This window comes from Algiphilus aromaticivorans DG1253, assembly GCF_000733765.1.
GTDB lineage: Bacteria > Pseudomonadota > Gammaproteobacteria > Nevskiales > Nevskiaceae > Algiphilus > Algiphilus aromaticivorans.
Genome location: NZ_JPOG01000001.1, coordinates 170,730 through 194,965, shown reverse-complemented (window position 1 = coordinate 194,965; position 24,236 = coordinate 170,730). Strand labels below are relative to the sequence as shown.

Genomic DNA, 24,236 nt, shown 5'->3' with positions numbered 1-24,236 from the left:
CGCGCGAACTCAGCCGCCGGCCTGCAGATGCTCGGCTACCAGCGCGGCGACACGCTCCGGGGCCTCGGCAGCCACCCAGTGGCCGACATCATCGATCATGTGGACATCGACTGTCGCGAAGCGCTGCGCGAACTCGGCCGGAATGAAGACATCGCGCCGCCCCCATATGACACGCACTGGCATCCGTGCCAGTTGCGCCTGCAGCACAGCCTCCTCCGCCGCGAACTTCTCGGGGTTGGTACCGCGATAGAGTCGCAGCACCTGCGCCCGCGCCCGAGCGTGATAGTCGCTGTAGATGACGTCGCGCTGGGCCTTGGACAGCCCCGGACCGCCGAGGCGCAAGGTCGGGTCCAAAAGGCGTCGCCCGACCAGAGGCAAGCCCAGCATGGCCATGCTCAATTCGCCGAGCAGCGGGCGGCGCCAGACGCGCGCCCAGAAGTGCCAGCGATAGTCGCTGTGAAAGATGGTGTTGCTGACGATGACACGCCGCACGCGCTCGGGATGGCGCAGCAGCCAGGCGAGGCCGAGAACACCGCCAATGTCGTGCACCATCAGATCGATCGGCTGCTCCAGCGCAAGCGCGTCGAGCAGCGCGTCCAGCCAGCGCGCCTGGCCGTCCAGGCTGATGTCCTGATCGCGCGGAATCGCCGATTCGCCGAAGCCCGGCAGATCCGGCGCGATGGCCTCGATGCCCGCAGGCAGGCGCTCGATCAGCGGCAGCCAGCTGCGATGGCTGTCCGGGTTGCCATGCAGCAGCAGCAATGGCCGTCCCTCGCCCTGCCGCCAGACATGCACCTTGGCGCCCTGTACATCATGAAATTCGCTCGTCATTTCTTTCTGTCTCCCTGCGCTCAACCGAAGCGGGCGCAGTATCGCCGCCGTCGCGGGCGGATACCACGGCCGCGAAGCGCCACCAGCGCTTCGGTCGCGGCTTGCACCATGGCCTGAGTCTTCCACGCCCCCAGGCAAGCCACCTTTTTTGCGAGGACCGCCGCGGTCACTAAGCTCGACTTCCTGTCTCACCAAGTGACCTGGCCGGGGGCTTCCTGCCCCCGGCGTTCGCCGCGCTGCGAAGCGCCACCGGCGCTTCGGTCGCGGCTCACTCCATCCGCCAGCGGGTGCCTTGGGGGGAATCCTCGATGGTGACACCCAGCGCCGTGATCTCGTCGCGCAGACGGTCAGCTTCGGCGAAGTCCTTGGCCTTGCGCGCGGCGTCACGCGCGGCGATCAGGTTCTCGATCTGCTCGGCGCCGAGATCACTGGTGTCGCCGGCGAACCAGCTTTCCGGCGACTGGCCGAGGAAACCGAGCAGCTTGCTGGCAGCCAGCAGCTGCCCCTTCAGTCGGGCGCGTTCGGCGTCGTCGCCGGCCTTGTTCAGCGCCCGCGCCAGCTCGAAGAGTTCGGCCAGCGCGGCCGGGGTGTTGAGGTCGTCCTCCAGCGCCGCGACGAAGGCCTCCGGCGGCTCGATGTCCTCGGCCTCGACGTCCGCGACGTCGCGCAGCGCGCCGTAGAGTCTGTCCAGCTGCTTGCGTGTACGCGGCAGAGTGTCGTCGTTCCAGTCCAGCGGGTGTCGGTAGTGACCGGTGAGCAGTGCCAGACGCACGACCTCACCCGGCGCCTGCGCCAGCAGGTCGCGCACGAGCAGCACATTGCCCAGCGACTTGCTCATCTTCTCGCTGTTGACGTTGAGAAAGCCGTTGTGCACCCAGTAGCGCACGTACTGCGCGCCGTGCGCGCAGCAGCTCTGCGCGCGCTCGTTCTCGTGATGCGGGAAGACCAGGTCGTGGCCGCCACCGTGGATGTCGATGGTCTCGCCGAGCAGCGCCGCACTCATCGCCGAGCACTCGATGTGCCAGCCCGGGCGGCCACGCCCCCAGGGCGAGTCCCAGCCGGGCTGCTCTTCGCTGGAGGGTTTCCAGAGCACGAAGTCGGCCGGGTCCTTCTTGTAGGGCGCCACTTCGACGCGCGCGCCGGCCACCATCTCGCGGCGATCGCGCTTGGAGAGCTTGCCGTAGTCCTCGAAGCTGGTGACGTTGAAGAGCACGTGGCCTTCGGCTTCGTAGGCGTGCCCCTTGGCGACCAGACGCTCGATCATCGCGATGATGTCGGGCAGGTGCTCGGTCACGCGCGGCTCGACATCCGGCGGCGCCACGCCGAGTGCTTCCAGGTCCTCGTGATAGGCGGCCGCGAAGCGCTGCGTGATGACCTCGATACCCACGCCCTGCTCGGCGGCGGCCTTGTTGATCTTGTCGTCGATGTCCGTGATGTTGCGCACGTACTCGACGCGGGCAAAGCGCCGGCGCAGCACACGGGCCAACACATCGAAGACCACGGCGGGACGCGCGTTGCCGATGTGCGCATAGGAATACACCGTCGGTCCACAGACATACATCGTCACCCGTTCTGGGTCACCGGGAACGAAGTCTTCCTTGCGGCCACTGAAGGTGTTGTGCAGTTGCATGTGTCGGTTACGGGCTGCGCGCGGGCGCAAAAGTCTACCTTGTCATTGCACGACGACCACGAAAGGCCGGGCGACGATAAGCTCTATGCGTGAATGCGACATCCATCCCCCGCCGGCTGCTAGGCGCGACCGTCCTCGCGGCCGCGGCCACAGCCTGCGCCGGTGACAACATGAGCAAGAGCGATCGACCGTCCCACCACGCCGACGACGGCTTCCGCAACAACTACGGGCATGAAGCCAAAGGCTTGGGGCTGGACTTCCTGGCTTTTCTTTGGGAGCTGCAGACCGGCGACTGGGAACCGCCCGAGCTGGCACGCGCCGAGCCGGAACTGGCCTTCCTGCAAGCCAACCGCGATCAGCCCACCGCCACCTGGCTGGGGCACGCCAGCTTCCTGCTGCAGCTTGGCGGCAAGAACATCCTGACCGACCCCGCGCTGAGCGAGCGCGCCTCACCATTCTCCTTCGCCGGGCCGGCGCGGTTGCAGCCGCCCGGCATTGCCATCGCCGAGCTTCCCGGCATCGACGTCGTCGTGATCTCGCACGACCATTACGACCATCTCGACCTGCCCACGTTGGAGAATCTGCGCAGTCGCGACAATCCGCTGCTGGTCGCCCCGCTCGGCCTCGGCGCCTGGCTGCGCGATCAGGGCTTCGAGAATGTCGCCGAGCTGGACTGGTGGCGGCAGCACGACGCCGGTGCGCTGCGCATCCACGCCGTGCCGGTGCAGCACTTCTCAGGGCGCGGTCTCTTCGACCGCAACCAACGGCTCTGGGCGGGCTATGTGCTGGAAGCCGACAATCTTCGCGTCTTCTTCGCCGGCGACACCGGCTACTCGCGCGATTTCGCCGACATCGGCGCGCGCTTCGCGCCCGTGGATCTCGCCCTGATCCCCATCGGCGCCTACGAGCCACGCGACTTCATGAAGCCGGTGCACGTCACCCCGGAGGAAGCGGTGCGCATCCATCAGGACGTCGGCGCGCGCGCCTCCATCGGCATGCATTGGGGCACCTTCCGGCTGACTCCAGAGCCCATGGACGAGCCCCCTGAACGCCTGCGCGCTGCGGTCGCTGCTGCCAGCATCCCGCAGGAGGAGTTCCGAACCGTGCCGCTGGGGGCGACTCAGCGCCTGTCGCGCACCCGTTGACCACGACGCGCTTGCGCGGACTGCGCCGCAGCCGGCAGCATGCTCTCGGGGGCCGGCATATCAGCCGGTAAAGTCCGCACCCGCGGACGCATCATCGGGGAATCAATGAGAAAGCATCTCTTCGCAGCGCTCGCCGCCTGCGCCAGCAGCAGTGCGCTCGCCGCACCCGGCAATCTTGCCGACGGCGGCCAGTTCAGCAGCGGCCACGTCACTGCCGGCTTCATGCTGCCGCTCGCCCAGGGCAATCCGGGCCTGCTACCGCAGAGCCTGCGCAGCGATCAGAACATCCGCACCAACATCCTGGACCTGCCCAGCCTTGCCGTGGAGATCGGCGAATCCGACAACTTCGCCGAGCGCTTCGAGGACATCGAGGATCGCATCGACGCCGGCGTGAGCAATCAGCAAGAGGCAGAGCAGCTACGCGACGACGCCGAAGCGGTATTCGCGGACATCGCGCGCGACGGCTACGCCACCATTGATCTCTTCATGCCGGTACCGGCGCTTCCGGTAGTCTTTCGCGCCTTCGGCGGTGTCATCTCCCTGCACGCCGACGTCGCTGCCTCCGTCAACGCCTCGGTGATCGATGCCGGTTTCCAGATCGTCGAGGACAACGGCAGTTTCGACGTGGAGACCGATAGCGCCGCGCTGCTGCGGAGTGGCATCTTCCAGCGTGTCGGCGTCGGCTACGGGCGCTCGCTGATGGGCTGGCGGCTCGGTTCCTTCATCGGCGAGCTGCAGGCCGGTGGCCGCATATCGCTGATCCGCGGCGATCTGAGTCAGGTCGTGGGCGCCATCGACAGCGACGACGAGGAGGATGCCTTCGACCGCATCGAGGACAACTACGATCGCAACGAGGAGTCCAGCACCGGCGTGGCGCTGGACGCTGGCGTGGCCTTCGTCGCGGATCAGTTCCACCTGGGCCTGACACTGCGCAACCTGCTGCCGCCGGAGTTCGACTTCGGTCCATTGGGCGTGGACTGCGGCTCGCTCTCCGGCGGTGACCGGGCCGACTGCGAACTGGAAGCCGAGCTCGGCGCGCAGGGACTGCTGGATCTGAACCGCAGCTTCCGGCAGGAAACCCAGGGCATGATCGAGGCGATGTATGCCGTCGGCGAGACCGGCCTGCGCGTCTTCGGCAGCCTGGAGACGAACAGCGTCGAGAACATCGCCGGCGACGACTATCAGTTCCTCAGCGCGGGGCTGAGCTACGAGGGACCGTGGTGGGCGCCGAATATGCGTGCCGGGCTCAAGCAGAATCTCGCTGGCAGCAAGATCACCTCGCTGACCGCCGGCATCACGCTCTTCCGCGTGCTGAACATTGACGCACTCTACGCGCTGGATTCGACCAAGGTCGACGGCTCCTCGGCACCGCGCAACGCCGGCGTGCGCATCGGCTTCTCGCTGCCGCTCTAGCAGTCCGTGGACGGCGCGCGGGAGGGCTCCTCCCGCGCACTGCCGTACCCCTGCTCCAACGCTTCGAGCCGCCGCCGGCGCGCTTCCGGCTCCTGCCCGGCGAGCGCCTCGACGCGCTCGTGAAAGCCGGTCCAGTCGCGCCCAACCTCAGCGAATAGGGCGGCGAAGACCGGCACCCAGCGGTGATAGAGACCTACCGGCAGCAGCTTGGCGTTGTTGATGGGCGCCTCGAACCAAGCGTCGTAGCCGTCAAAGCCATCCCAGCGCGTGTCGCGCATGTCGCGGTAGCGCGCGCGCAGATCATCGATGGCCGCCTCCTTGGCCGCGCGCTTTACCGCATCGGGCGCGTCCATTGCATAGACGGCCTGAAGCGTCTCGCGCGTCTCGCTGACCAGCGCGACGAAATCAGCGCGCCGGCAGCGCTGAGCGATGTTGGCCGGCGGCGCATCGGTGCGCGCGGCGCGCCACTGACGCAGGCCCTCGCGGCCGACGAAGGTGGCGTAGGACTCATTGAAGGCAGTGGCGTCAGCGACATAGAACCGCTCGTGCGCCAGTTCGTGGAAGACCGTCTCGATCAGCGTGGCGTCATCCCAATAGAGCATCGACCAGAGCAGCGGATCGTCGAACCAGCCCAGCGTCGAGTAGGCCGGCACGCCGGAGATGTAGGTATCGAAGCCCTCGTCGGCCAGCCGATCAGCCTCGGTGTGGGCACGTGTCTGGTCGTAGTAGCCGCGGTATGCGAGGCAGCCCTGGAAGAGATAGCACCACTGCTTCGGCCGCAGCGACAGCTCGGGTGCGGCGAAGACGTTCCACAACACATAGGCGCGGTCGAGCTGCACGAAGCTACCGAAACTGCCGCCATCGGGCAGCGCCAGCGCCTCTACGGCGAAGGCGCGCGCGTCGCGCACGGCTTCCAGCCGCGCACGCAGCGCCGGATCGGTATCGGAAGCGGCGACCAAGGCATCGATGGGCTGACGCGCGCGCAGCACCTCAATCTGGCCGGCTGCGAGATGACCGAAGTAGCCGAGCTGGCAGCCGCCCAGCGGCAGCGCCAGAAGCGCCGTCAGAAGCAGGCGCTTCAGGCCGCCTCGCGGTCCAGCCACACGCCAAGGCCCTGTGCGTTGAGCTCGATATCGTGGGCGAGCAGATCGCGCACGGCCTGCTCTGCGAGCGGTGCACCGTGGCGCTGTGCGGCTCCTACCGCGTGCGCTGCCAGGGCGTCGACGAGGGCTTCGTGACGACTAGGACTGTCCTTGAGCGAGCGCGCGATGGCAACGTAGTCATCCAGACCCTGGCGCAGGTCATCAGCCAGGCGCGCGATCTCGTCGACGCGGCAGTAGTGCGTCAGATGCATGCAGGCCGGCTCGCGCGCCATATAGGCGTCGATCGTCGCCTTCCAGGCATCCGGATCGAAATGCACCGGCGTCGTCGTCGGCATCACCATCGCCGCGCCGTCGCGATCCAGCTCGCGATAGGACAGGCCGAAGGTATCCCCCGTGAACCAGCTGCGCGTGGCTTCGTCCCAGAGGCTGAAGTGATGCTTGGCGTGGCCCGGCGAATCCATGACCTCCAGCACCCGCTCGCCCACGGCGATGCTCTCGCCGCTCTCGGCGGCGCGCACGCGCGCCTCGGGAATTGGAAGCAGCTCGCCGTACATCTCGGCGGCGCGTTCCTCGCCGTAGACCGCCGCCACCCCCTTGGCCAGCGCAGTGGGGTCGATCATGTGGCGCGCGCCGCGCGGGTGCACCACCAGCTGCGCCTCGGGCAGCTCACGCATCAGCAAGCCGGCGCCGCCGGCATGGTCGAGGTGGATATGCGTGGGAACGACGTGACTGACCTGGCTGCGCGCAATGCCGAGCTCGTCGAGCAGTGCCAGCAGACGTGGCACGCCCTCGTTGGTGCCGCATTCGATGAAGGCGTAATGCTCGCCATCACCGAGGAGATAGCAGCAGGCGAGCGCGTCGCGCACCTGCTCGGTGTCGATGCACCACAGATGATCGGATAGCTTCTGGTAGCGGGCAGCGCGCATGCGTCCTCGAATCGTCGGGTGTCCGGCGCAAAAGGCTAGCACCATCGGCCAGGAGAACAGAGCTGACGGCGGGCGGGGACGCAGCGCCGCCCGACTTCGCTAGAGCGTGCCGCTGGCCATCCAGGCGAAGAGGGCGGCGCCCAGTACCAGACGGTAGTAGACGAAGGGCATGAAGCTGGCGCGACGCACGAAGCGCATCAGCCAGGCGATGGCGGCGTAGGCGGAGATCATGGCCAGCGCCGCGGCGATGAGCGCATCCAGGGGGTCGGCAGCGAAGCCTTCGCTGCCCTGTGCGATTTCCCAGCCTCCCAGCAGCGTCGCCGCCGCGGTGGTGGGAATCGCCAGCAGCAGCGCAAAGCGCGCGGCCTCCGGGCGCGCCAGGCCGAAAAGCAGCGCAGCCGTGATGGTGATGCCCGAGCGCGAGGTGCCCGGCACCAGCGCCAGCACCTGCGCCAGGCCGATGGCAAAGGCAATGCCCAGCGTCATGGCAGCGCTGTCGGTGACATGGCGCTGCCGCCAGTCGGCCACGCCCAGCAGCAGGCCGAAGAGCACCGTCGTGGTCGCGATCACCGCCACCGAGCGCAGTTCGTTCGCCACCAGATCGCGCGCCAGCAGGCCGACGATGACCACCGGCAGCGTCGCAACCGCCACCTGCAACGCCAGCGTGCGCGCTTCGCTGCGCGCACCCGGTCGCAAAAGCTGGACCCCACCGCGCAGGAGCTGGCCCGTGTCCTCGCGGAAATAGGCCATCACCGCGATCAGCGTGCCGGCATGCAGGGCGACGTCGATACCCAGCCCTTGATCGGCACTGCCAAAAACCAGCGGAAAGAGGATCAGGTGCGCCGAGGAGCTGATCGGCAGGAATTCGGTGATGCCCTGCACCAGGGCCAGGAGAATGAGCTGGAGCAGGTCCACGTCGTCTCGCTTCCTTGAGCGCTGTCGCGCAGCGCGTGTCGTCTAGCGCGCGGCGCGCAGCCGCTCGTCGATGGTGGCCAGCAGGGCGTCGAAAGGCTGCACGAACTTGTCGATGCCCTCGGCCTCCAGCTGGTCGGCCACCGCATCGAGATCGATGTCGAGCTCCGCCAGCCCCTCCACGGCGCGCCGCGCGCCGCGCGGTGCGCCCTCCATCGCCACGGCGCAGACGCCATGATCGCCGAAGGCCGTCACCGTCTCGGGGGGCAGTGTCGTCACGGTCTGCGGGCCGATCAGCGGCGTGACGTACTTCAGATCGTCATAAGCCGGATCCTTGGCGCTGGTTGATGCCCAGAGCAGACGCTGCGGGGACGCACCGGCGGCGGCCAGCTGCTGCCAGCGCGCGCTCTGTGTCTGCGCGCGGAAATGCGCATAGGCAAGCTGCGCGCTGGCGACGGCCGCGGTGCCGCGCAGCGCCTGCGCGGGCTCGGTACCGTAGCGGTCCAGCCGCGCGTCGACGTGGCTGTCGATGCGCGACAGGAAGAAACTGGCTACCGAATGCAGCCCCGCCAGCGGTTCGCCGGCGCTCTGGCGACGCTCCATCCCCTTCAGGAAAGCGTCCAGCACCTGCTCGTAGCGAGAGACAGAGAAGAGCAGCGTGACGTTGACGTTGACGCCCTCGGCGATGAGCTGTTCGATGGCCGGCAAACCCTCGAGCGTCGCCGGCACCTTGATCATGATGTTGGGCCGCGCCAGCGCCGACCACAGCCGGCGTGCCTCGGCCAGCGTGCCCTCGGTGTCGCGCGCCAGATGCGGCGACACCTCGATGCTCACGCAGCCGTCGCCTTCGTCACTATTGTCCCAGACCGGCCGCAAGTGGTCGGCGGCGTCAGCAATGTCGGCCAGCACCAGCGCTTCATAGGCCGCGTCGCGGTCCGCACCCTGCGCGGCGAGCCCCTTGATCTGCTCGTTGTAGTCATCCGAGCCGGCAATGGCCTTCTCGAAGATCGCCGGGTTCGAGGTCATGCCGCGCAGCCCGTCGTCGCGGATCAGCCGCTCCAGCTCCCCGTCCTGCAGCATGCGCCGCCGGATGTAATCCAGCCAGAAGCTCTGGCCACAGCCGTGCAGCTGCGCCAGTGGGTTGGGCTTGCCGGCATTACTTGCTTCCTGGGCACTCATGACGTCGGGGGCTCGCGCGCAATTTTCATCAATGATGGCACACTCCAGTCATTACACAGGACGGTGCGATCAAGCCGAATACCGTCCCTAGCGGAGGAGACACAATGCGCTTTCTATCCCCAGTTGCCGTCGCCGTGGCGATGGCCAGCCTTGCCGCCTGCAGTGGCAGTGAGCCGCCAGCCAATGCGCCCGGCAGTGGTACCGGCACCGACGGCGAGTTCGACGCGCGCATTACACGCACCGACTTCGGCATTCCGCACATCGTCGCCGACGACTACGGCAGCCTCGGCTACGGCTTCGGCTACGCCTTCGCCGAGGACAACATCTGCGTGCTGCTTGAGGATCTGGTGACCATCCGCGGCGAGCGCGCGCGCTACTTCGGCCGCGACGGCAGCTACACCATCCGCGCCAACGGCGCGACCACCGGCAACATCGACAGCGATTTCTTCTGGAAGCTGGTCGCCACCGACGAAGCAGTCCAGAGGCTTCACGACAGCGCCTCCGCGCAGGTGCGCGACGCCACCGCTGGCTACGCCGCCGGGCTCAACCGCTACATCCGCGAGCTGCAGGCCGACGAGCATCCCGGCCGGCACGAAGCCTGCCGCGACGCCGAGTGGCTGGCCGAGATCAGCACCGACGACATGTATCGGCGCTACTACCGGCTCGGAATCCTCGCCGGCGCCAGCGCCATTGCCACCGAGATCGCCACGGCAACACCGCCCCTGCTCAGCCTGCCCACCGGTAGCGAACAGGAAGTGGCCGCGAGATCCGGTACCGACCCGCAGCAGTTGCGACGCGCCATCGAAACCGGCGAGATCACATCAGAAGATGTGCCCTTCGGCGAGCCCCTACCCATCGGCAGCAACATGTACGGGCTGTCGGGCGAAGCCACGACGACCGGCGAGTCCATGCTCTTCGGCAATCCGCATTTCCCCTGGTCGGGCACCGAGCGCCTCTACGCCGCGCATCTGACCATTCCCGGCGAGGCCGACATCATGGGGTCGACGCTCTACGGCATTCCGGCCATCCTCATCGGCTTCAACGACAATTTCGCCTGGAGCCACACCGTCTCCACCGCGCACCGCTTCACCTTCTACCAGCTCGCCATCAATCTGCTGGACGCCAAGCAGTACCTCTACGATGGCGAACTGCGCGACATTGAGGAAGTGCCGCTGGAGATCGAAGTGCTGGAGGACGACGGCAGCATCACTACTGAGACGCGCACACTGCATCGCTCGCACTACGGCCCGATGCTGGAGATCGAGGCCGCCGGCCTGCCGGTGCTGGGCTGGGACAACACGCGCGCCTACACGCTGCGCGACGCCAACGCCGAGAATGACCGCCTGCTCGACCAGTTCTTCGCCTGGAACCGGGCCGACTCGCTGGACGAGTTCAAGCGCCTTCACGGCGGGATCCTGGGTGTGCCCTGGGTCAACACCATCGCCACCGGCCCGGGCGGCGAGGCCTATTACGGTGACATCACCGTAGTGCCCAACGTCACCGACGAGCAGAAGGCCGACTGTCAGGCGCCCATCATCGGAGGACTGGTGGACATGCTCATGCCCGGTCTGCCCGTGCTGCGCGGCAACAGCGCCGACTGCGAATGGCAGTCCGACGACGACGCCCCGGCGCCGGGTATTTTCGGGCCGGCCAATCTGCCGAAGCTGGAGCGCGCCGACTGGGTGCACAACTGCAACGACAGCTACTGGTTGACGCACCCCGACGAGCCGCTGACCGGCTTCGACCGCATCATCGGCGACGAGGAAGCGGAGCGCACGCTGCGCACGCGCCTCTGCATCCTGCAGATCCAGGACCGGCTTGCCGGCACCGACGGGCGCGAGGGCAATCGCTTCAGCTTCGAGCAGCTCAAGGACGTCACCGTCTCTGCGCAGATCTACAGCGAGCGGCTGGCGCGCGACACCGTGCTCGGCGAGCTGTGCGACGGCCAGGATGCCGCCTGCAACGCGCTCACCGCATGGGACGGCACCGGCAGCCCGGATTCCGAAGGTGCGCATCTCTGGCGCGAGTTCTGGCGCGAGGCCAGCAGCGCCAACACCCTCTGGCAGACTCCCTTCAGCACCGAGGACCCGGTCAATACGCCGCGCGATCTCAACACCAATGCCCTGGCCGTGAGACAGGCGCTGGGCAATGCGGTCGATCGCATCGAGGGTCTCGGGATCGCGCTGGACGCACCGCTGCGCGAACTGCAGATCTCGGGCGTCAACGATGCCGACGGCAGCCCGATCCCGGTTCCGGGCGGCGAGCAGTTCGAGGGCGCCTTCACCATCGCCGGCAGCGAAACGCTTTCCGAGGCCGGCTACCCGGTGACCTTCGGCAACAGCTACATCCACGCCGTGACCTGGGAGGACGGCCAGGTGCGCGCCGAGGGCTTCGTCACCTACTCGCAATCCACGGATCCGGCCAGCCCGCATTACAGCGACTTCACGGAAGCCTATTCCGAGCGCGCATGGCACCGCTTCGCCTTCCGGCGCAGCGAGATCGAGGCCAAGGCCATCCGCGATTATCGAATCAGCCAGTAGCCCCGGGGGCGTGCCGCCCCCGGCGCCCCTTTGTGCCCTATAATGCGAATCATTATCGTTGCTCGACTGATTAGCTAGCCGGCGCCTCGCGGTGAACGGCACAGGGGGTTTGGGTGATTCGCAGATTGCATCGCGGCGCTGTCGTCGTGGGCGCTTTGTTCCTGCTCGCGCTGCCCGCGGCGGCCGAGGAGGCTTCCCGGGATTCCGACGACGTCGAGATGATCCCCGTCCGGAACGAGGCGGAGGCTCCCGATTTCCCGGCGCCGCCGGCCGAAGCCGCGCCGCTCGACGAGATCGTCGTCACCGGCCAGCGCCTGCAGCGCAGCCTGGCCGACACCACGGCCAGCGTCGGGGTGGTCGACCGCGAGGCCATCGCGCGTTCGTCGGCCTATGACGCGCGCGATCTGCTGACCGGCTTCGGCAATGTCGTCGGCGGCGGCGACAACCGGCCCATCGCCATCCGCGGCGTGCCGCAGGACGGCATCGGTGGCGAAGGCGATACCATCAGCGTCTATCTCGATGGCGTGGCGCTGCCGCCGCGCGCGGCCAGCTTCGCCGGCCCCTATTCCACCTGGGATCTGGATCAGGTCGAGGTGCTGCGTGGCGCGCAGTCCACCAACCGCGGGCGCAACAGCCTCGCCGGCTCGGTGTTGCTGCGCACGCGCGAACCCACGCCCTACTGGGACCTGCGCGCCCGCGCTGCGCGCGACAACCTTGACGGTCACGACTACGCCGTCGCCGGTGGCGGGCCTTTGGGCGACGCGCTGCGCTTCCGGATCGCCGCTCAGGATCGCTACGATCGCGGCGATATCTACAACGTCACCCGCAACGAGGATGATGCCGGCCGCCGCGGCAGTCGCAACGCCCGCTTCAAGCTGAGCTTCCTGCCCGCGTCCCTGCCCGGCTACGAGGCCAGCCTGGGCGTAACGCTGGCGGACAACGAATTCGGCGACAACCTGCACGACGCCAGTCAGGGCGAACGCACCGCCACCGCCAACGAGCGCTACGACGAGCGCTACCTCAGCCGCATCTACAGCCTGCGCCAGCGCCTGCCGCTGGCCGGCGCCTGGCGGCTGGAAGCGGTCACCGGCGCCTTCTCCGGCGACAACGATCGCTTCTCGGATTTCGACCGCAGCGAGGAGGAGGGCGGCATCTCGCGCTTCGACATCGAGGAACAGCTGCTCAGCCAGGAGCTGCGCCTGCATTTCGACGGCGAAAGCGTGCGCGCCGTGGTCGGCGCCTACGTTGCCGACGACGAGCGCTTCGATCGCAACAGCGGCGAGAACATCCCCGCCGGCGGCGGCGTCGCCATGATCTCCGGCACCGTCGACTCGCTGCGCGAAACGCGCACGGCGGCGCTCTTCGCCGAGGCGGACTGGGACTTCGCCGCGCACTGGCGGCTGACCGCCGGCCTGCGCCTGAACCACGAGAAAAACCGTCACCGCGCCGCCAGCGAACTCGATCTCACCCTCACCGCACCGGTGCCGGGGCTGGATCTTCCCATTGGCGTACCACTGCCCGATGCCGCCTCCGATCTGCTGGCCGAGGCCTTCCCCGACCTCGTCCCGCCCGACTACGAAGAATCCGGCGAGCGTCGCTTCACGGATCTGCTGCCGAAGCTGGGACTGAGCTGGCGCCCGCACCCGGATCGCAACCTTTCGCTCACCTACAGCGAGGGCTACCGCTCGGGCGGCACCAGCATCTCCTTCTTCGGCGGCGAGGTCAGCGAGTTCGACCCGGAGACCACGCGCACGCTGGAGCTGGCCGCGCGCTCGCGCTGGCTGCAGCGGCGCCTGTCGGTCAACGCCAACGTCTTCTACACGCGCTGGCGCGACCAGCAGGTCACCGTCGGCGACCCCACCAGCTTCTACACCACCACGGCCAATGCCGGCCGCTCCGAGCTCTACGGCGCCGAGGTCGAGACGCTGGCGCGGCTGCCCTGGACACTCGAGGCGAGTGCCTCGCTGGGCCTGCTACACAGCGAGTTCGAGGACTTCGTCAACGAGGGCGAGGACTTCGCCGGCAACGAGTTCCCCTTCTCGCCCGATGTCAGCGCCAGCCTCGGCCTGCGCGCGGCACCGCTGTCCTGGCTGCGCGCGCGCATCGGGCTGCGCTACGTCGACGGCTATTTCAGCGACCCGAGCAACGACGCCGATACCGCCATCGACGCGCGCACGCTGCTCAACGCCAGCGTGGACTTCGATCTTCCGCGCGGCCTGCTTCTGACGCTTTACGGCCGCAATCTCACCGATGACACGAATCTGCAGGCGCAGTTCGTCTCGGACGGCCGTCCCGCCCGCCGATACGGCGAGTCGCGACTGGTAGGCGCGCGTCTGGAGTGGCAGTGGCAATGATGGATGTGCCGCTGCGTGCGCAACTGCTGGCGCTGCTGCCGACCCTGCTCGGCGTGGTGGCCTGCTATCTGGCGTCGCCGCATCAGCACCTGTGGCCGGCACGGCCGGGCGCCGCCGGTGTGTGGCAACTCGCGGGCGGCCTGCTGCTGCTGATCGGCGCCTGGCGATGGATCAGCGCCATGGGTGGCGCCGGTCCGGGCATTGCGGCCTGGCTGGTCGCCGCCATGCTCACCGCCGTGCTGCTGCCCTACGCAGCCACCTGGCTGCGCACCGGCACATGATCGCCGGCCGTCTCAGCGCCGGCGTGCTGCTCGGCTTCCCGCTGGCCTGCGCCGTCGGCGGCCTGATCATCGCACTCACCCCGGGCAGCGTCGCCGACAGCGCCACCTGGGCCGTGCTGCTCATGCCGTTGCTGTGGGTGGGCACGGCGTCTGCGGCCGTCGGCAGCGCCAGCGGCCGACACGCCTGGCTGGGACTCGCCATCGCCAATGCGGCGGCCTTCGCGCTGCTATGGGGCCTGCGGCTGATCGGTCTGGCGACGGGGAGCGGCGCATGACCAGCGCCACGCTGCGCGCCTTCACGACCCTGCACACCTGGACCGGCCTGGTCGCCGGCTTCGCGCTCTTCATCGCCTTCTATGCCGGCGCCATCACGGTCTTCCACGGCGCACTGCACGACTGGGAGCAGCCGGCGCTGCGCGGTGAGGCCAGGCAGACTCCGGCGCATATGGACGCGCTGCGCGCCGCCGTGACGGAAGCGCATCCGGCGGCGCGCGAGGCGTTGACGGTGCTGCTGCCCGGCTTCGACGGCCCGCGCGCGGTCGCCTTCTGGCAGGACGAAGCCAGTGAGCGGCAGAGCGCCAGCCTCGACAGCGAGGGCCGTCTCGCTGCCGGTGCGCCGCTCGATTCGGCGCTGGCCGAGCACATCAACCACATCCATTTCACCCTCGGCCTGCCCCAGGCAGCGGGCGTGTGGCTGATGGGTTTCGTCTGCCTCGCCTACGGGCTGGCGCTGGTGTCGGGGCTGATCATCCATCTGCCGACGCTGGTCAGCAGCCTTTTCGCGCTGCGTACCGGGCGCAATCTGAAGCGCTTCTGGCAGGACGCGCATAACGTCATCGGCGTGCTGTCGCTGCCCTTCCATATCGTCTTCGCCTTCACCGGCGCGCTGCTGTGCATCCTCGCGCTCTTCGTTGCCGGCCTGAGCTTCATCGCCATGGACGAGCGCGTCGCCGGCGCCTTCCAAGATGCCTTCGAGCTGATAGAAACACCCGAGCCGGCCGGCGCGCCCCTGGCCGCCCCTGACAGCGCCACGCTATTGGCGCACGCCGAGAAGGCGCTACCCGGCATGACCCCTTTCATGCTGCAGCATCACGCCACCACTGATGCCGAAGGCATCACCGAAGTTCATGGTGTCGTCGATGGCCGGCTCGCCAATCGCGTGGCGGTGGCGCTGCGCCACGAAGATCTCGCCGTCGCGGCAATGCACGCCCCCGGCGAGCGGCCGACGGCGACGGCCGCCTCCAGCGTTGTCACCTCGCTGCACTTCGGCAATTTCGGTGGGCCGTTGCTGGCCTGGCTCTACTTCCTGCTCGGCATCGCCGGCGCATTCCTTTTCTACTCGGGCAATCTGCTCTGGATCGAGTCGCGCCGCCGGCGACGCCAGTCGGAGCAGCCGACGACGCACCGCTTGATGGCCGGACTGACGGTGGGCGTCTGCATAGGCAGCTGCCTGGGAATCTCCGGCCTCTTCCTGGCCAACAAGCTGCTGCCGGAGGGCCTGCCGGCGCGTGCGGAATGGGAACTACGCGTCTACTACCTGCTCTTCGTCGGCAGCGTGGTCTGGGCGCTGCTGCGCCCGCCGCCGCGCGCCGCCGTCGAGCTGCTGACTGTCACGGCAGTGCTGACCGCAGTGATCGCCCCCAGCAACTGGCTCATCACCGGAGACCTCCCCTGGACAGCCGCTTTGCAGGGCAACTGGTCGGTGGCCGCCATCGACCTGACGGCTCTGGCCGGCGCGGTCGCCTTCGCGCTGCTGGCGCGCGCCACCCGGCGGCGCGCGCGCCACGGCGACCCGAACAGCGTATGGTTTCTGCCGGCGCGCACGGCTACGCCCAGCCGCTGATTCCGAGGATGGCGAGCACCTCGGCGTAGTGGTCGGTATTGAGCATGGGAAAGCCCGTCTCGACCGCGCGCCGATACAGTAAGGGATCGAGCTGATCGGCGCGCAGGCGACCATCGCCGCGATCGAGCCCGAGCAGCGCCGGAATGTCGCGCTCGCGCATGGCTTGGGTCGCAGCGACATCAGGCACGTAATAGCCGGCGAAGCCGATCATGCGCGCGTCGTCGAGGCCCGCCGCGTTGACGTCGGCGAGGGTGGCGAGGCCCTGCGCCGGGATCAGCGGCACGAAATGCACCAGCGCCTCGGTTTCGGCCTGATAGGCCTCCAGCGCGGCGCGACCGTAGGCCGACACGATGACCCGCGCCTCGGCGCGACGATCACGGATGAGCGCGACCAGTTCGACCGGATCGACATCCTTGGTGTCCAGCCAGAGCAGCGCGCCATCGGCCGACCAGTCGAGGAAATCGGCAAGGCTCTCGGTGGGAACCTCGGTCGCCGCGCCGGTGGCATCGCGCCGTTGCAGCTTGCGGAAATTGGCGAAGCGGATGGCATCGACCGGTCCGCTACCGGTGGTCTCGCGGTCCAGGGTGGCATCGTGCAGCGGAACCATGACGCCGTCGCGGGTCCGACGGATGTCGACCTCTATCATCGCGGGCCCCGTCGCCAAAACCCGGCGGGCCGAGACGAGACTGTTCTCCGGATAACCCGGGACATGCGGCTTGTAGCCGCCGCGGTGCGCCATCACGAGCGGCTGCGCGAGGCGCGACAGGCGCGTGTACCGTGCGAGATCGGCGGGTGTCTCGAAGCGCCGGGGAGGCGCCTTCGCGCCCGCGGAGGCTTCCCGCACGGGCAGCGCGGCGGCAGCCGCCATCGCACCCGCGTTCCGCAGGAAGCGGCGGCGGTCGAGGCTCACCCGGGGTCGTTCCCGGTGGCCCCGAAGCCGGACCAGTCGAAGCCGCTCTCGCGGGCGAGCTCGCGCGGCTGCATGACGCCGGTCTGGCGCTGCCCGTCGATGATCCAGGTCGGATAGTTGTCGACACCGGCCTCCATGCAGGCCCAGGCCGTCGGTCCATTGCGGCCATCGGGGGTGCATTCGACATAGGGCAGCCGCTCGGCGGAGGCCCCGAAGAGCTGGCGCTGGCGCTGACAGCTCGAGCACCAGAAGGCACCATAGAAAATCGCTTCCTCGGCCTCCAGATGCTCCGCCAGCGCGCGCAGCCGCGGATCCTCGGGAGGCTGGAAGATGCCGCTGTAGTAGAGCTGCATGACCGCGATCGCGAAGACCGCCACCGCACCGCTGTTGAGCGCCCAGCGCGGCCAGGGCATGCCCGGTGCGGTGCCTGGACGACGCCAAGCATTGACGCCGAAGATGGTGGCGATGATCAGCAGCGACAGCAGGCACCAGCCGCAGAAGGCCTGCAGCGCAATGGCGCCGAGCACCGTCAGGTACAGACTGATGGCCAGCCCCAGCCCGGAAAGCACCCACACCCGTTTCCAGCGCACCGCGCCGGGCGCGCCGAGGGCAGCCACGAAGGCGATCAGCGAGTAGAGCCCGAAACCCCAGAGGGCCAGCGGCAGGCCGAAGAGCGTCGACCAGCGGCTTTCTTGCACCAGCGCACATCCGGACTCCGGCCCGCAGAAAGCCGCCTGGCTCCCGCTACCGGCAAGCGCACTGAGATAGGCCGTGAGCACCATGCCGGCAAGCGCCAGCGCGGTGAGCGGCCAGTCCGGCTGCGGCTTGTGCAAGCGGTTGTGCTTGGCGGCGCGCTCACGCGCGCGCTGCACCGGGGCCTGCTTGCGCTGTGAAGCGCCCTTGTTCTTGGCCATCTCTGCTCCCTGCCGCTTGGGGCACCAGCTTAGCGACGCCGCAGCGCCTCGTAAAAAGTGGGACTGCCTTCGGGCTGGCGACGAAAGCGCTTGTAGCTCCACCAGTACTGCTCGGGGCGCTGGCGCACGCAGGCTTCCAGGCCGGCGTTCATCGCGGCGGTCGACTCCGTGATGTCGCTGCTGTAGACGCCCTCCGGCGCCGGCAGATAGTGCGCGATATAGCCGCGCGCCCGGCTCAGACGCTCACCCCACATGAAGACCACCGGCGCACCGCTCTCGGCCACCATGCGCGCGATCAGCGTCGGCGTGTGCGCCAGCTGCCCCATGAAGGGCACGAAGACGCCTCGCCCCTCGGGCGGGTCATGGTCGGGCATGTAGTAGACGCCGAAGCCTTCTTCCAGCAGCGGCAGCGCCGCACGCCGCACACCGGCCTCGGCCTTCTGCATGCGCCCGCCGAAACGGCAGCGCCCCTTCAGCGACAGCGCGTTGAAGACGCCCTTCTGCGGCTTGTAGAGCCCGTAGAAGGGATAGCGCGCCGACATCGGGATGGCCACCGCCTCGAAGGCGCCCATGTGCAGCGTAAGCAGGATGACACCGCGGCCCTGCGCGAAGGCCTCATCCAGCACCTCGATGTTGCGCCACTCGCGCACCGCCCGCTTCACCGCAAAGCCCGGCCCCAACCAGTAGCGCGCGGTCTCGATGTAGGTGGTCAGCTCGTGGCGCAGCGAGGCCTTGGCGATACGCTTGCGCTCGGCCGTATCGCGCTCCGGCATGCAGTGCTGCAGGTTGAAGAGCGCCACCCGCCAGCGCGAGGCATTCGTCACGCGCATCAGCCACGCGGCGAGCGCTCCGAAGCCCTGCAACAGCGGCAAGGGCAGCCAGGCCAGGGTGTACATCAGCACGCGCATGCGCACAGCTCCAGAAAGGCCGCGCAGCGCGCGACGGGCAGGATGGAGGTCGGACGTGCGTCAGCGCGCCCGTAGCGCACCATTATGGCGCAGCCGCCGGGCGAAGACGCCGGCGAGCAGCAGGAAAAGCCAGGCTGCGCCAGCGCCGGAGCCCGAGCCATCACCGCTTTGCGCGCAGCCCGCTCGCAAATCCTCACAGCGCTGCATCCCGCCGCCGCGCGTGGGGAAGTCGCGCGCCGAGGCGTAGTAGAAGCTGAGGCGCTCGTGCCAATCGGCCTCGGCCAGCAGGCGTGCATCGGCATCGTCGTAGCCGGACTCGCCAGGCCGCTTCAGCCAGCGATCCATCCAGGCCAGCGAGTAGTGCTGCGCCATGGGCAGCCCCCAACCCTCCGCACAGCGACCCGATGCCGCGTCCGGGCACCAGGATGTGGCCGGGAAGGTCGGGATATTCGACCACTCGAAGTGCGTGCTGCCGCGGATGGTGAACTGGAAGACCGGTTGATCAGCCTCTACCCAGCCGCGGAAGCCGTTCTTGTGAGCCTCCGGGTCGGGCGGCTCGGTATGCGGCGCACCGAGGATGCCGTACTCGCTGGTCTGCCCCATCGCCGGCACGCGCGGCACCACCGCCGGCGTCGTCTCGCCGGCGGCACCGGGTGCGCGCAGACTGTCCCAGGCCACGACGACATCCACCGGATTGACGTCATCGATCAACCCGGGCCAGGGCTCAGCTCCCGGCGCGCCGTAGGACTGCACAACGGCCACGCCCGTCGCGCCGAGAGAATGGCCGGCCAGGCCCAGCCGTTCGCGATCCTGCACGGCGAAGAAGGGATTGTGCGGGCTGACCTGCGTCGGATAGGTGCCGGCGCAGCTCGTGTTGTGCGGATAGGGCTGCTCGGACGTGGAGCGAAAGAAGTCGATGGCGTCGACCAGTCCTTCCCAGAAGACCGCGCTGTTGGCGTTGCTGCCCTGCTCGAAATCCGGGGTCTGCTGGTCCGAGCGGCCCTGGCCGCGCGGATCGAAGGTCATCACCGTGTAGCCGGCGCGCACCAGGTCCTGGGCGAACCACCAATAGAGTGACTCCGGCGCCTGAATGGAACCGTTTTCGATGACCACGGTGGGCAGCGCGCCCTGCACATTCGCCGGCTTCCAGACGTGGCCGGTGATGCGCGCGCAGTCGCGGTCATAGTAGGTGACCGACTCGCGCACCCCCTCGCTGCCGTAGAAGTTATCGACGGCTGGATAGCGGAAGGGGTCGCCCGCGCACTGCAGCGCGTGGCTGGCGCACAGCGGCGTCAACGGTGTGTTCAGCGAGAACTGCGCGGCCGCAGCCGGGTCTTCCATCAGCGTCGTCACCAGCGCTTCCAACTCGGCCAGCACCAAAGCCGGCGCATTGAGATTGTCGATCAGATCGCGCACCGGCTGGCTGGAAGCCAGCAGCCAACTCGGGTCGGCCACAGCCCGCGCCGTGAAGTCCGCGACATTGGCCAGGCTCTGCTGCGACAAGCGCGTGACAAAGGCCGGCTGCACCACCAACTCGGCAGGCGCTTCCAGCGTGCGCGCGTAGTTGCGGGCCTCGCGCTCGGTCCAGGCAGTCGACGGGAACTCGGGTTCTTCATCGCTCTGTGCGCCCACGAATGTCGGCGACAGCGCGGCCAGCAAAAGGGCAGCGCGCAGCATGGGTGTCTCCTCGTCCTTGTTGTAGTGCCGCCATGCTAGCGCCTCGCTACTCGTCCGCCCCGGGCGAGAATTCAGCAGGCGTGCCCTGCCCGACCCATCAGTCCAGACGCTCGGCGCCGGCTTCGGCCATCTCGGCGCGCGCTTTCTCGCCACCCTCCGCGGTCACCGGCCGGGTCGCATCGCCGATGCAGAACACCGCGAAGCCTTCCCGGCGGCCGTCGAGCACGGTGGCGCGCACGCAGACATCCTCGGCCAGGCCGCCCACCCAGATGCGTTGCACGCGGCGGGCGCGCAGCTCTTCGGCGAGACCGGTCTGGTCGAATGCCGAGTTCTGATCCTGGTCGAAGCGATTGCCCTTGGTGACGAGCACGGCGTCTTCCGGCAGCTTCAGGTCGGGATGAAAGGCTGCGCCGTCGCTGTCCTGCAGGCAGTGCGGCGGCCAGGGCCCGCCGCGCTCGGCGAAGCTGATGTGGCCGGCGGGATGCCAGCAGCGCGAGGCGAAGACCGGCACGCCGCCGGCTTTCGCGGCAGCCATCCATTCGTTGAGCACCGGCACGACGGCGTCGCCGCCCTCGATGGGCAGGGCGCCACCGGGGCAGAAATCGTTCTGGACGTCGACGACGACGAGGGCATCGCCGTCACGGAGCCTGTCTGCAATAGCCGTCATAACTACCCTCCTGGCGCCATGGGCTTTTGGATATTCGAACGCTCAGGCGGCCCGGATGTTTCCGGCTACCGCGTCGCGATAGCTTGCCAACGCATCGCTGACCGTCACGGAATAGCTCGCAGGGGCCAGCCCGCGCAAAGTTGCCGGCAGCCGCACCAACTCGGCAGCGGCATGCGCGCGCACGGCCTCCAGCTCCGGGGCCGGCGCCAAGCGCCGACCTTCGCGCATGACCGGCGCCAGTAGCGGCTCACCCTCCAGCGTCTCCGCGGCGCGCGCGATGACATCGCCGCAGGCCGTATCGCCGTCGAAGCGGCGGAAGACCTGCTTGGCACCCGGCAGCGAGGCCTTGCCGCTGGAGAGTTTCATGCGGCCTTCGCCGCCGTAGTCCGCAAGCTTGTAGACGAGATCGACGCTGGGCGCGTCGCGCGCCACGGCCATGTCCGTGCCGACACCGAAGCCGTCCAGCGCCGCACCGGCATCCAGCAGGCGTGCGATCTCGTGCTCATCGAGGCCGCCGCTGGCAAGGATCTGCACGGACTCCAGGCCTGCGCTATCGAGCATGGCGCGCACCTCGCGCGACAGCGCCACGAGATCGCCGGAATCCAGCCGCACCGCGCGCACGCGGAAAGCCTCGCCCATCTCCTCGGCCATGGCGACAATGCTGCGCACCGCCGCCAGCGTGTCGTAAGTGTCGACCAGCAGCACCGTCTCGGGATAGAGATCGACAAAGGCACGAAAGGCCTCCCGCTCATCATCGTGCGCCTGGATGTAGCTGTGCGCCATGGTGCCGGCCACCGGGATGCCGTAGCGCGCGCCGGCGCGGCAGTTCGAAGTGCCATCGACCCCGCCGATGTAGAAGGCGCGCGCGCCGGTCACGGCAGCGTCTATGCCGTGCATGCGCCGCGCACCAAAGTCCAGCACCCGACGACCGTCGGCGGCGGCGACCACGCGCTGCGCCTTGCTGGCGAGCACTGTCGGCAGATGGATCTGGTTCATGACCAGCGTCTCCACCAGCTGCGCCTCCGGCAAGGGCGCGGTGATCTCGAGGATGGGCGCCTCGGCGAAGACCGGGGTGCCCTCGGCCACCGCGCGCACGCTGCCGGTAAAGCGGAAGTCGCGCAGCCAGTCGAGGAAATCCGTGCGGAAGCGGCCCAGGCTGTCCAGCCAGGCGATATCGGCTTCCTCGAAGCGCAGCGTCTCCAGCTGCTCGAGTACGGCTTCCAGCCCGCAGGCCACGAGCAGATTGCGCGTGGTCGGCAACTCGCGTACCGACAGGCTGAAGACCGCCTCGTCCTTCATGCCCTCGACCCAGTAGGCCTGCAGCATGCTCAGCTCGTAGAGGTCGGTGAAGAGCGCGTCGCCGTGCGGCGCGCGCGCTGCATCGCTGTGGGGACTCTGTGCCACGGGACTCCTCTGCTTGGAAGCGTTACGGCGCTGCGGCGCGGCGGGCGAGTTGCTCGGCGAAGCGCTCCTGGTCGTCCGCCGAGTAGAGCACGAAGCGCAGCAGCCGCAGGCTGCGGCCGGGATGCGCGCGCAGCCATTCACCGACCGCATCGAGGGCGACCTCGGCGGCATCAGCGAAGGGGTAGCCGAAGGCGCCGGTGGAGATCGCCGGAAATGCGACCGAGCTCAGCCCGGTTTCCGCGGCACGATCGAGCGCGTTGCGGTAGCAATCGGCCAACAGCTGCGCCTCCGGGCGATCATGGCCATAGACGGGGCCCAGGCAATGAATGACGTGCCGATTGGGCAGCTCGTGGGCGCCAGTGATCACGGCTTCGCCCGGCGAGATCGGGGCATAAGCCCGGCATTCGTCGTCCAGCCCCGGCCCGGCGGCGCGGTGAATGGCACCGGCGACGCCGCCGCCGGCGCGCAACTCGGCATTGGCGGCATTGACCACCGCGTCGATATCGGACTGTCGCGTGATGTCGCCCTGCAGACTCTCGATCGCCGCATTGCCAATGCGCCATGCCATGGCCGCGCTCCTCGTGCTGGCGTGTCCCTCGATACTGCGGGCGCCGGGCGTGCTCTTCAAGCGCGCCCCGACGGATCAGACCCCGTGCCGCGTCAGCCAGTCGCGCGCCAGCCGACGCGCGTAGTCGGCGGCGGCCGCATCGTAGGTCGGCCGGTAGTCCGCGTTGAAGCCGTGGTCGACTCCCGGGAAGACCACGATTTCGGAGCCGGAGTCGGACTTAAGCAGCTCGGTGCGCATCCGGCGCAGGGCGTCGCGCTGGATGTATTCATCGGCGCCGGCGTAGAGACCCAGCACCGGCACCTTCAACTCGGCCGCGATATCGACCGGATCATGCGGCTTGATCTCGCCCTGCATGCCATCGACGAGCCCGTAATAGGCGACGCCGGCGGCCACTTCCGGATTGTGATGTGCGTAGAGCCAGACGGTGCGGCCACCCCAGCAGAAGCCAATGACGCCCAGGCGCTCGGCATCCACCCGGCCGGTGGCGGCGGCCTGCGCCACAGTGGCGTCGAGGTCGGCCATGACCTGGGCATCCGGCACCTTGGCGACGACCTCGGTCAGGATCGTGTTGACGTCGCTCATGCCGGAGACATCGCCCTGACGGTGGAACATCGCCGGCGCCACCGCGTAGTAGCCCTGCTTGGCGTAGCGGCGGCAGACGTCGCGGATATGCTCATGCACGCCGAAGATCTCCTGGATCACCAGCAGCAGCGGCAGATCCTTGCCCGTCTCCGGCATGGCGCGGTAGGCCGGGATCTCGCCGTCGTCGGTACGGATGGTGATCTCGCCCGCGGTCAGTCCCTCGGTGTCCGTGATGATGGTGCTGGCCGCAGCCGGGCCAGCCGCCAGCGCAAAGCCGCCGGCCAGCGAGGCACCGAGAAAGCCGCGCCGGTCGAGACCGGTCGTGGCCGTGCACGGCCTGCCGAAGTCCACGGCCTTCAGGCCGTACTGCATGGGATCCATGGTCGGGTCTCCTATCGGAATGACTGGAACCGCAATCTAGCAGGCTGTCGTCGCGCCAGGCCACGGTC

At 68.4% G+C, this 24,236-nt stretch carries 21 protein-coding genes; 7 read left to right on the top strand and 14 right to left on the bottom strand.

Going from position 1 to position 24,236, the window contains the following annotated elements; all coding sequences use genetic code 11:
• Positions 1–9: 9 nt before the first annotated feature.
• On the bottom strand, positions 10–831 hold the full coding sequence (locus tag U743_RS00950; protein ID WP_043764815.1) for an alpha/beta fold hydrolase: 822 nt from the start codon (positions 829–831) through the stop codon (positions 10–12).
• Between the two features lie 268 nt (positions 832–1,099).
• Positions 1,100–2,461: a cysteine--tRNA ligase gene (gene cysS, locus U743_RS00945; RefSeq protein ID WP_043764813.1), complete on the bottom strand. Its 1,362-nt coding sequence runs from the start codon at positions 2,459–2,461 to the stop codon at positions 1,100–1,102.
• 170 nt (positions 2,462–2,631) lie between these two features.
• Between cysS and U743_RS00940 the strand changes: the two genes are divergently transcribed.
• Both U743_RS00940 and traF read left to right on the top strand, forming a co-directional pair.
• Positions 2,632–3,606, top strand: coding sequence for an MBL fold metallo-hydrolase (locus U743_RS00940; protein ID WP_052368370.1), 975 nt, complete (start codon positions 2,632–2,634; stop codon positions 3,604–3,606).
• A gap of 105 nt (positions 3,607–3,711) precedes the next feature.
• Positions 3,712–5,019, top strand: a complete 1,308-nt coding sequence (gene traF, locus U743_RS00935; RefSeq protein WP_043764810.1) for a conjugal transfer protein TraF — start codon at positions 3,712–3,714, stop codon at positions 5,017–5,019.
• On the opposite strand, the gene U743_RS00930 is transcribed toward traF, so the two are convergent.
• The 4 genes from U743_RS00930 to tal form a co-directional block, all read right to left on the bottom strand.
• Positions 5,016–6,122: an aminopeptidase gene (locus U743_RS00930; protein ID WP_052367373.1), complete on the bottom strand. Its 1,107-nt coding sequence runs from the start codon at positions 6,120–6,122 to the stop codon at positions 5,016–5,018. The two genes, traF and U743_RS00930, sit on opposite strands and share 4 nt — an antisense overlap.
• Positions 6,098–7,048 (bottom strand): MBL fold metallo-hydrolase, encoded by a 951-nt coding sequence (locus U743_RS00925; RefSeq protein ID WP_043764808.1) that lies wholly within the window; start codon positions 7,046–7,048, stop codon positions 6,098–6,100. Before U743_RS00925 ends, U743_RS00930 begins: the two co-directional genes overlap by 25 nt.
• Positions 7,049–7,147: 99 nt before the next feature.
• On the bottom strand, positions 7,148–7,963 hold the full coding sequence (locus U743_RS00920; protein ID WP_043764806.1) for an undecaprenyl-diphosphate phosphatase: 816 nt from the start codon (positions 7,961–7,963) through the stop codon (positions 7,148–7,150).
• 42 nt (positions 7,964–8,005) lie between these two features.
• Complete coding sequence (tal, locus tag U743_RS00915) at positions 8,006–9,139, bottom strand: transaldolase (RefSeq protein WP_052367372.1); 1,134 nt, start codon at positions 9,137–9,139, stop codon at positions 8,006–8,008.
• 104 nt (positions 9,140–9,243) lie between these two features.
• On the opposite strand from tal, the gene U743_RS00910 reads away from it, so the two are divergent.
• From U743_RS00910 to U743_RS00890, 5 genes are all read left to right on the top strand, one after another.
• The gene (locus tag U743_RS00910; RefSeq protein ID WP_043764804.1) at positions 9,244–11,679 is read left to right on the top strand and encodes a penicillin acylase family protein; all 2,436 of its coding nucleotides are present in this window, start codon (positions 9,244–9,246) and stop codon (positions 11,677–11,679) included.
• A gap of 113 nt (positions 11,680–11,792) precedes the next feature.
• Positions 11,793–14,033 (top strand): TonB-dependent receptor, encoded by a 2,241-nt coding sequence (locus tag U743_RS00905; protein WP_156966288.1) that lies wholly within the window; start codon positions 11,793–11,795, stop codon positions 14,031–14,033.
• Positions 14,024–14,314, top strand: a complete 291-nt coding sequence (locus tag U743_RS00900) for a hypothetical protein (RefSeq protein WP_156966287.1) — start codon at positions 14,024–14,026, stop codon at positions 14,312–14,314. The genes U743_RS00905 and U743_RS00900 overlap by 10 nt, the downstream gene beginning before the upstream one ends.
• The gene (locus U743_RS00895) at positions 14,311–14,589 is read left to right on the top strand and encodes a hypothetical protein (RefSeq protein WP_043764798.1); all 279 of its coding nucleotides are present in this window, start codon (positions 14,311–14,313) and stop codon (positions 14,587–14,589) included. Before U743_RS00900 ends, U743_RS00895 begins: the two co-directional genes overlap by 4 nt.
• Complete coding sequence (locus U743_RS00890) at positions 14,586–16,157, top strand: PepSY-associated TM helix domain-containing protein (protein WP_043764796.1); 1,572 nt, start codon at positions 14,586–14,588, stop codon at positions 16,155–16,157. Before U743_RS00895 ends, U743_RS00890 begins: the two co-directional genes overlap by 4 nt.
• Here the strand turns inward: U743_RS00890 and U743_RS17835 are convergent.
• The 8 genes from U743_RS17835 to U743_RS00850 all read right to left on the bottom strand — a co-directional run bounded on the left by U743_RS17835 (position 16,141) and on the right by U743_RS00850 (position 24,159).
• Positions 16,141–17,025, bottom strand: a complete 885-nt coding sequence (locus U743_RS17835) for a glycerophosphodiester phosphodiesterase family protein (protein WP_156966286.1) — start codon at positions 17,023–17,025, stop codon at positions 16,141–16,143. The two genes, U743_RS00890 and U743_RS17835, sit on opposite strands and share 17 nt — an antisense overlap.
• A gap of 38 nt (positions 17,026–17,063) precedes the next feature.
• Complete coding sequence (locus tag U743_RS00880) at positions 17,064–17,981, bottom strand: vitamin K epoxide reductase family protein (protein WP_043764794.1); 918 nt, start codon at positions 17,979–17,981, stop codon at positions 17,064–17,066.
• A gap of 29 nt (positions 17,982–18,010) precedes the next feature.
• Positions 18,011–18,889 carry a lysophospholipid acyltransferase family protein gene (locus U743_RS00875; RefSeq protein WP_043764791.1) on the bottom strand — a complete coding sequence of 293 codons (879 nt, stop codon included), beginning with the start codon at positions 18,887–18,889 and terminating at the stop codon, positions 18,011–18,013.
• 60 nt (positions 18,890–18,949) lie between these two features.
• Positions 18,950–20,566 (bottom strand): alpha/beta hydrolase family protein, encoded by a 1,617-nt coding sequence (locus U743_RS00870; RefSeq protein ID WP_043764789.1) that lies wholly within the window; start codon positions 20,564–20,566, stop codon positions 18,950–18,952.
• Positions 20,567–20,663: 97 nt separating this feature from the next.
• On the bottom strand, positions 20,664–21,233 hold the full coding sequence (locus tag U743_RS00865; protein WP_043764788.1) for a nicotinamidase: 570 nt from the start codon (positions 21,231–21,233) through the stop codon (positions 20,664–20,666).
• A 42-nt stretch (positions 21,234–21,275) separates the two neighbouring features.
• Complete coding sequence (locus U743_RS00860; RefSeq protein WP_043764786.1) at positions 21,276–22,637, bottom strand: nicotinate phosphoribosyltransferase; 1,362 nt, start codon at positions 22,635–22,637, stop codon at positions 21,276–21,278.
• A 22-nt stretch (positions 22,638–22,659) separates the two neighbouring features.
• Positions 22,660–23,205 (bottom strand): macro domain-containing protein, encoded by a 546-nt coding sequence (locus tag U743_RS00855; RefSeq protein WP_043764784.1) that lies wholly within the window; start codon positions 23,203–23,205, stop codon positions 22,660–22,662.
• Positions 23,206–23,280: 75 nt separating this feature from the next.
• Positions 23,281–24,159 carry a dienelactone hydrolase family protein gene (locus U743_RS00850; RefSeq protein ID WP_052368368.1) on the bottom strand — a complete coding sequence of 293 codons (879 nt, stop codon included), beginning with the start codon at positions 24,157–24,159 and terminating at the stop codon, positions 23,281–23,283.
• Positions 24,160–24,236 lie beyond the last annotated feature (77 nt).

Excerpts from the sequence above, each read along its gene's own strand:
- U743_RS00875 (WP_043764791.1), bottom strand. The coding sequence starts at position 18,889 with ATGCGCGTGCTGATGTACACCCTGGCCTGGCTGCCCTTGCCGCTGTTG.
- U743_RS17835 (WP_156966286.1), bottom strand. The coding sequence starts at position 17,025 with ATGGCGGCTGCCGCCGCGCTGCCCGTGCGGGAAGCCTCCGCGGGCGCG.
- U743_RS00855 (WP_043764784.1), bottom strand. The coding sequence starts at position 23,205 with ATGGCATGGCGCATTGGCAATGCGGCGATCGAGAGTCTGCAGGGCGAC.
- tal (WP_052367372.1), bottom strand. The coding sequence starts at position 9,139 with ATGAGTGCCCAGGAAGCAAGTAATGCCGGCAAGCCCAACCCACTGGCG.
- U743_RS00865 (WP_043764788.1), bottom strand. The coding sequence starts at position 21,233 with ATGACGGCTATTGCAGACAGGCTCCGTGACGGCGATGCCCTCGTCGTC.
- U743_RS00940 (WP_052368370.1), top strand. The coding sequence starts at position 2,632 with ATGAGCAAGAGCGATCGACCGTCCCACCACGCCGACGACGGCTTCCGC.
- cysS (WP_043764813.1), bottom strand. The coding sequence starts at position 2,461 with ATGCAACTGCACAACACCTTCAGTGGCCGCAAGGAAGACTTCGTTCCC.
- U743_RS00950 (WP_043764815.1), bottom strand. The coding sequence starts at position 831 with ATGACGAGCGAATTTCATGATGTACAGGGCGCCAAGGTGCATGTCTGG.
- U743_RS00870 (WP_043764789.1), bottom strand. The coding sequence starts at position 20,566 with ATGCTGCGCGCTGCCCTTTTGCTGGCCGCGCTGTCGCCGACATTCGTG.
- U743_RS00895 (WP_043764798.1), top strand. The coding sequence starts at position 14,311 with ATGATCGCCGGCCGTCTCAGCGCCGGCGTGCTGCTCGGCTTCCCGCTG.
- traF (WP_043764810.1), top strand. The coding sequence starts at position 3,712 with ATGAGAAAGCATCTCTTCGCAGCGCTCGCCGCCTGCGCCAGCAGCAGT.
- U743_RS00890 (WP_043764796.1), top strand. The coding sequence starts at position 14,586 with ATGACCAGCGCCACGCTGCGCGCCTTCACGACCCTGCACACCTGGACC.
- U743_RS00880 (WP_043764794.1), bottom strand. The coding sequence starts at position 17,981 with ATGGCCAAGAACAAGGGCGCTTCACAGCGCAAGCAGGCCCCGGTGCAG.
- U743_RS00910 (WP_043764804.1), top strand. The coding sequence starts at position 9,244 with ATGCGCTTTCTATCCCCAGTTGCCGTCGCCGTGGCGATGGCCAGCCTT.
- U743_RS00850 (WP_052368368.1), bottom strand. The coding sequence starts at position 24,159 with ATGCAGTACGGCCTGAAGGCCGTGGACTTCGGCAGGCCGTGCACGGCC.
- U743_RS00925 (WP_043764808.1), bottom strand. The coding sequence starts at position 7,048 with ATGCGCGCTGCCCGCTACCAGAAGCTATCCGATCATCTGTGGTGCATC.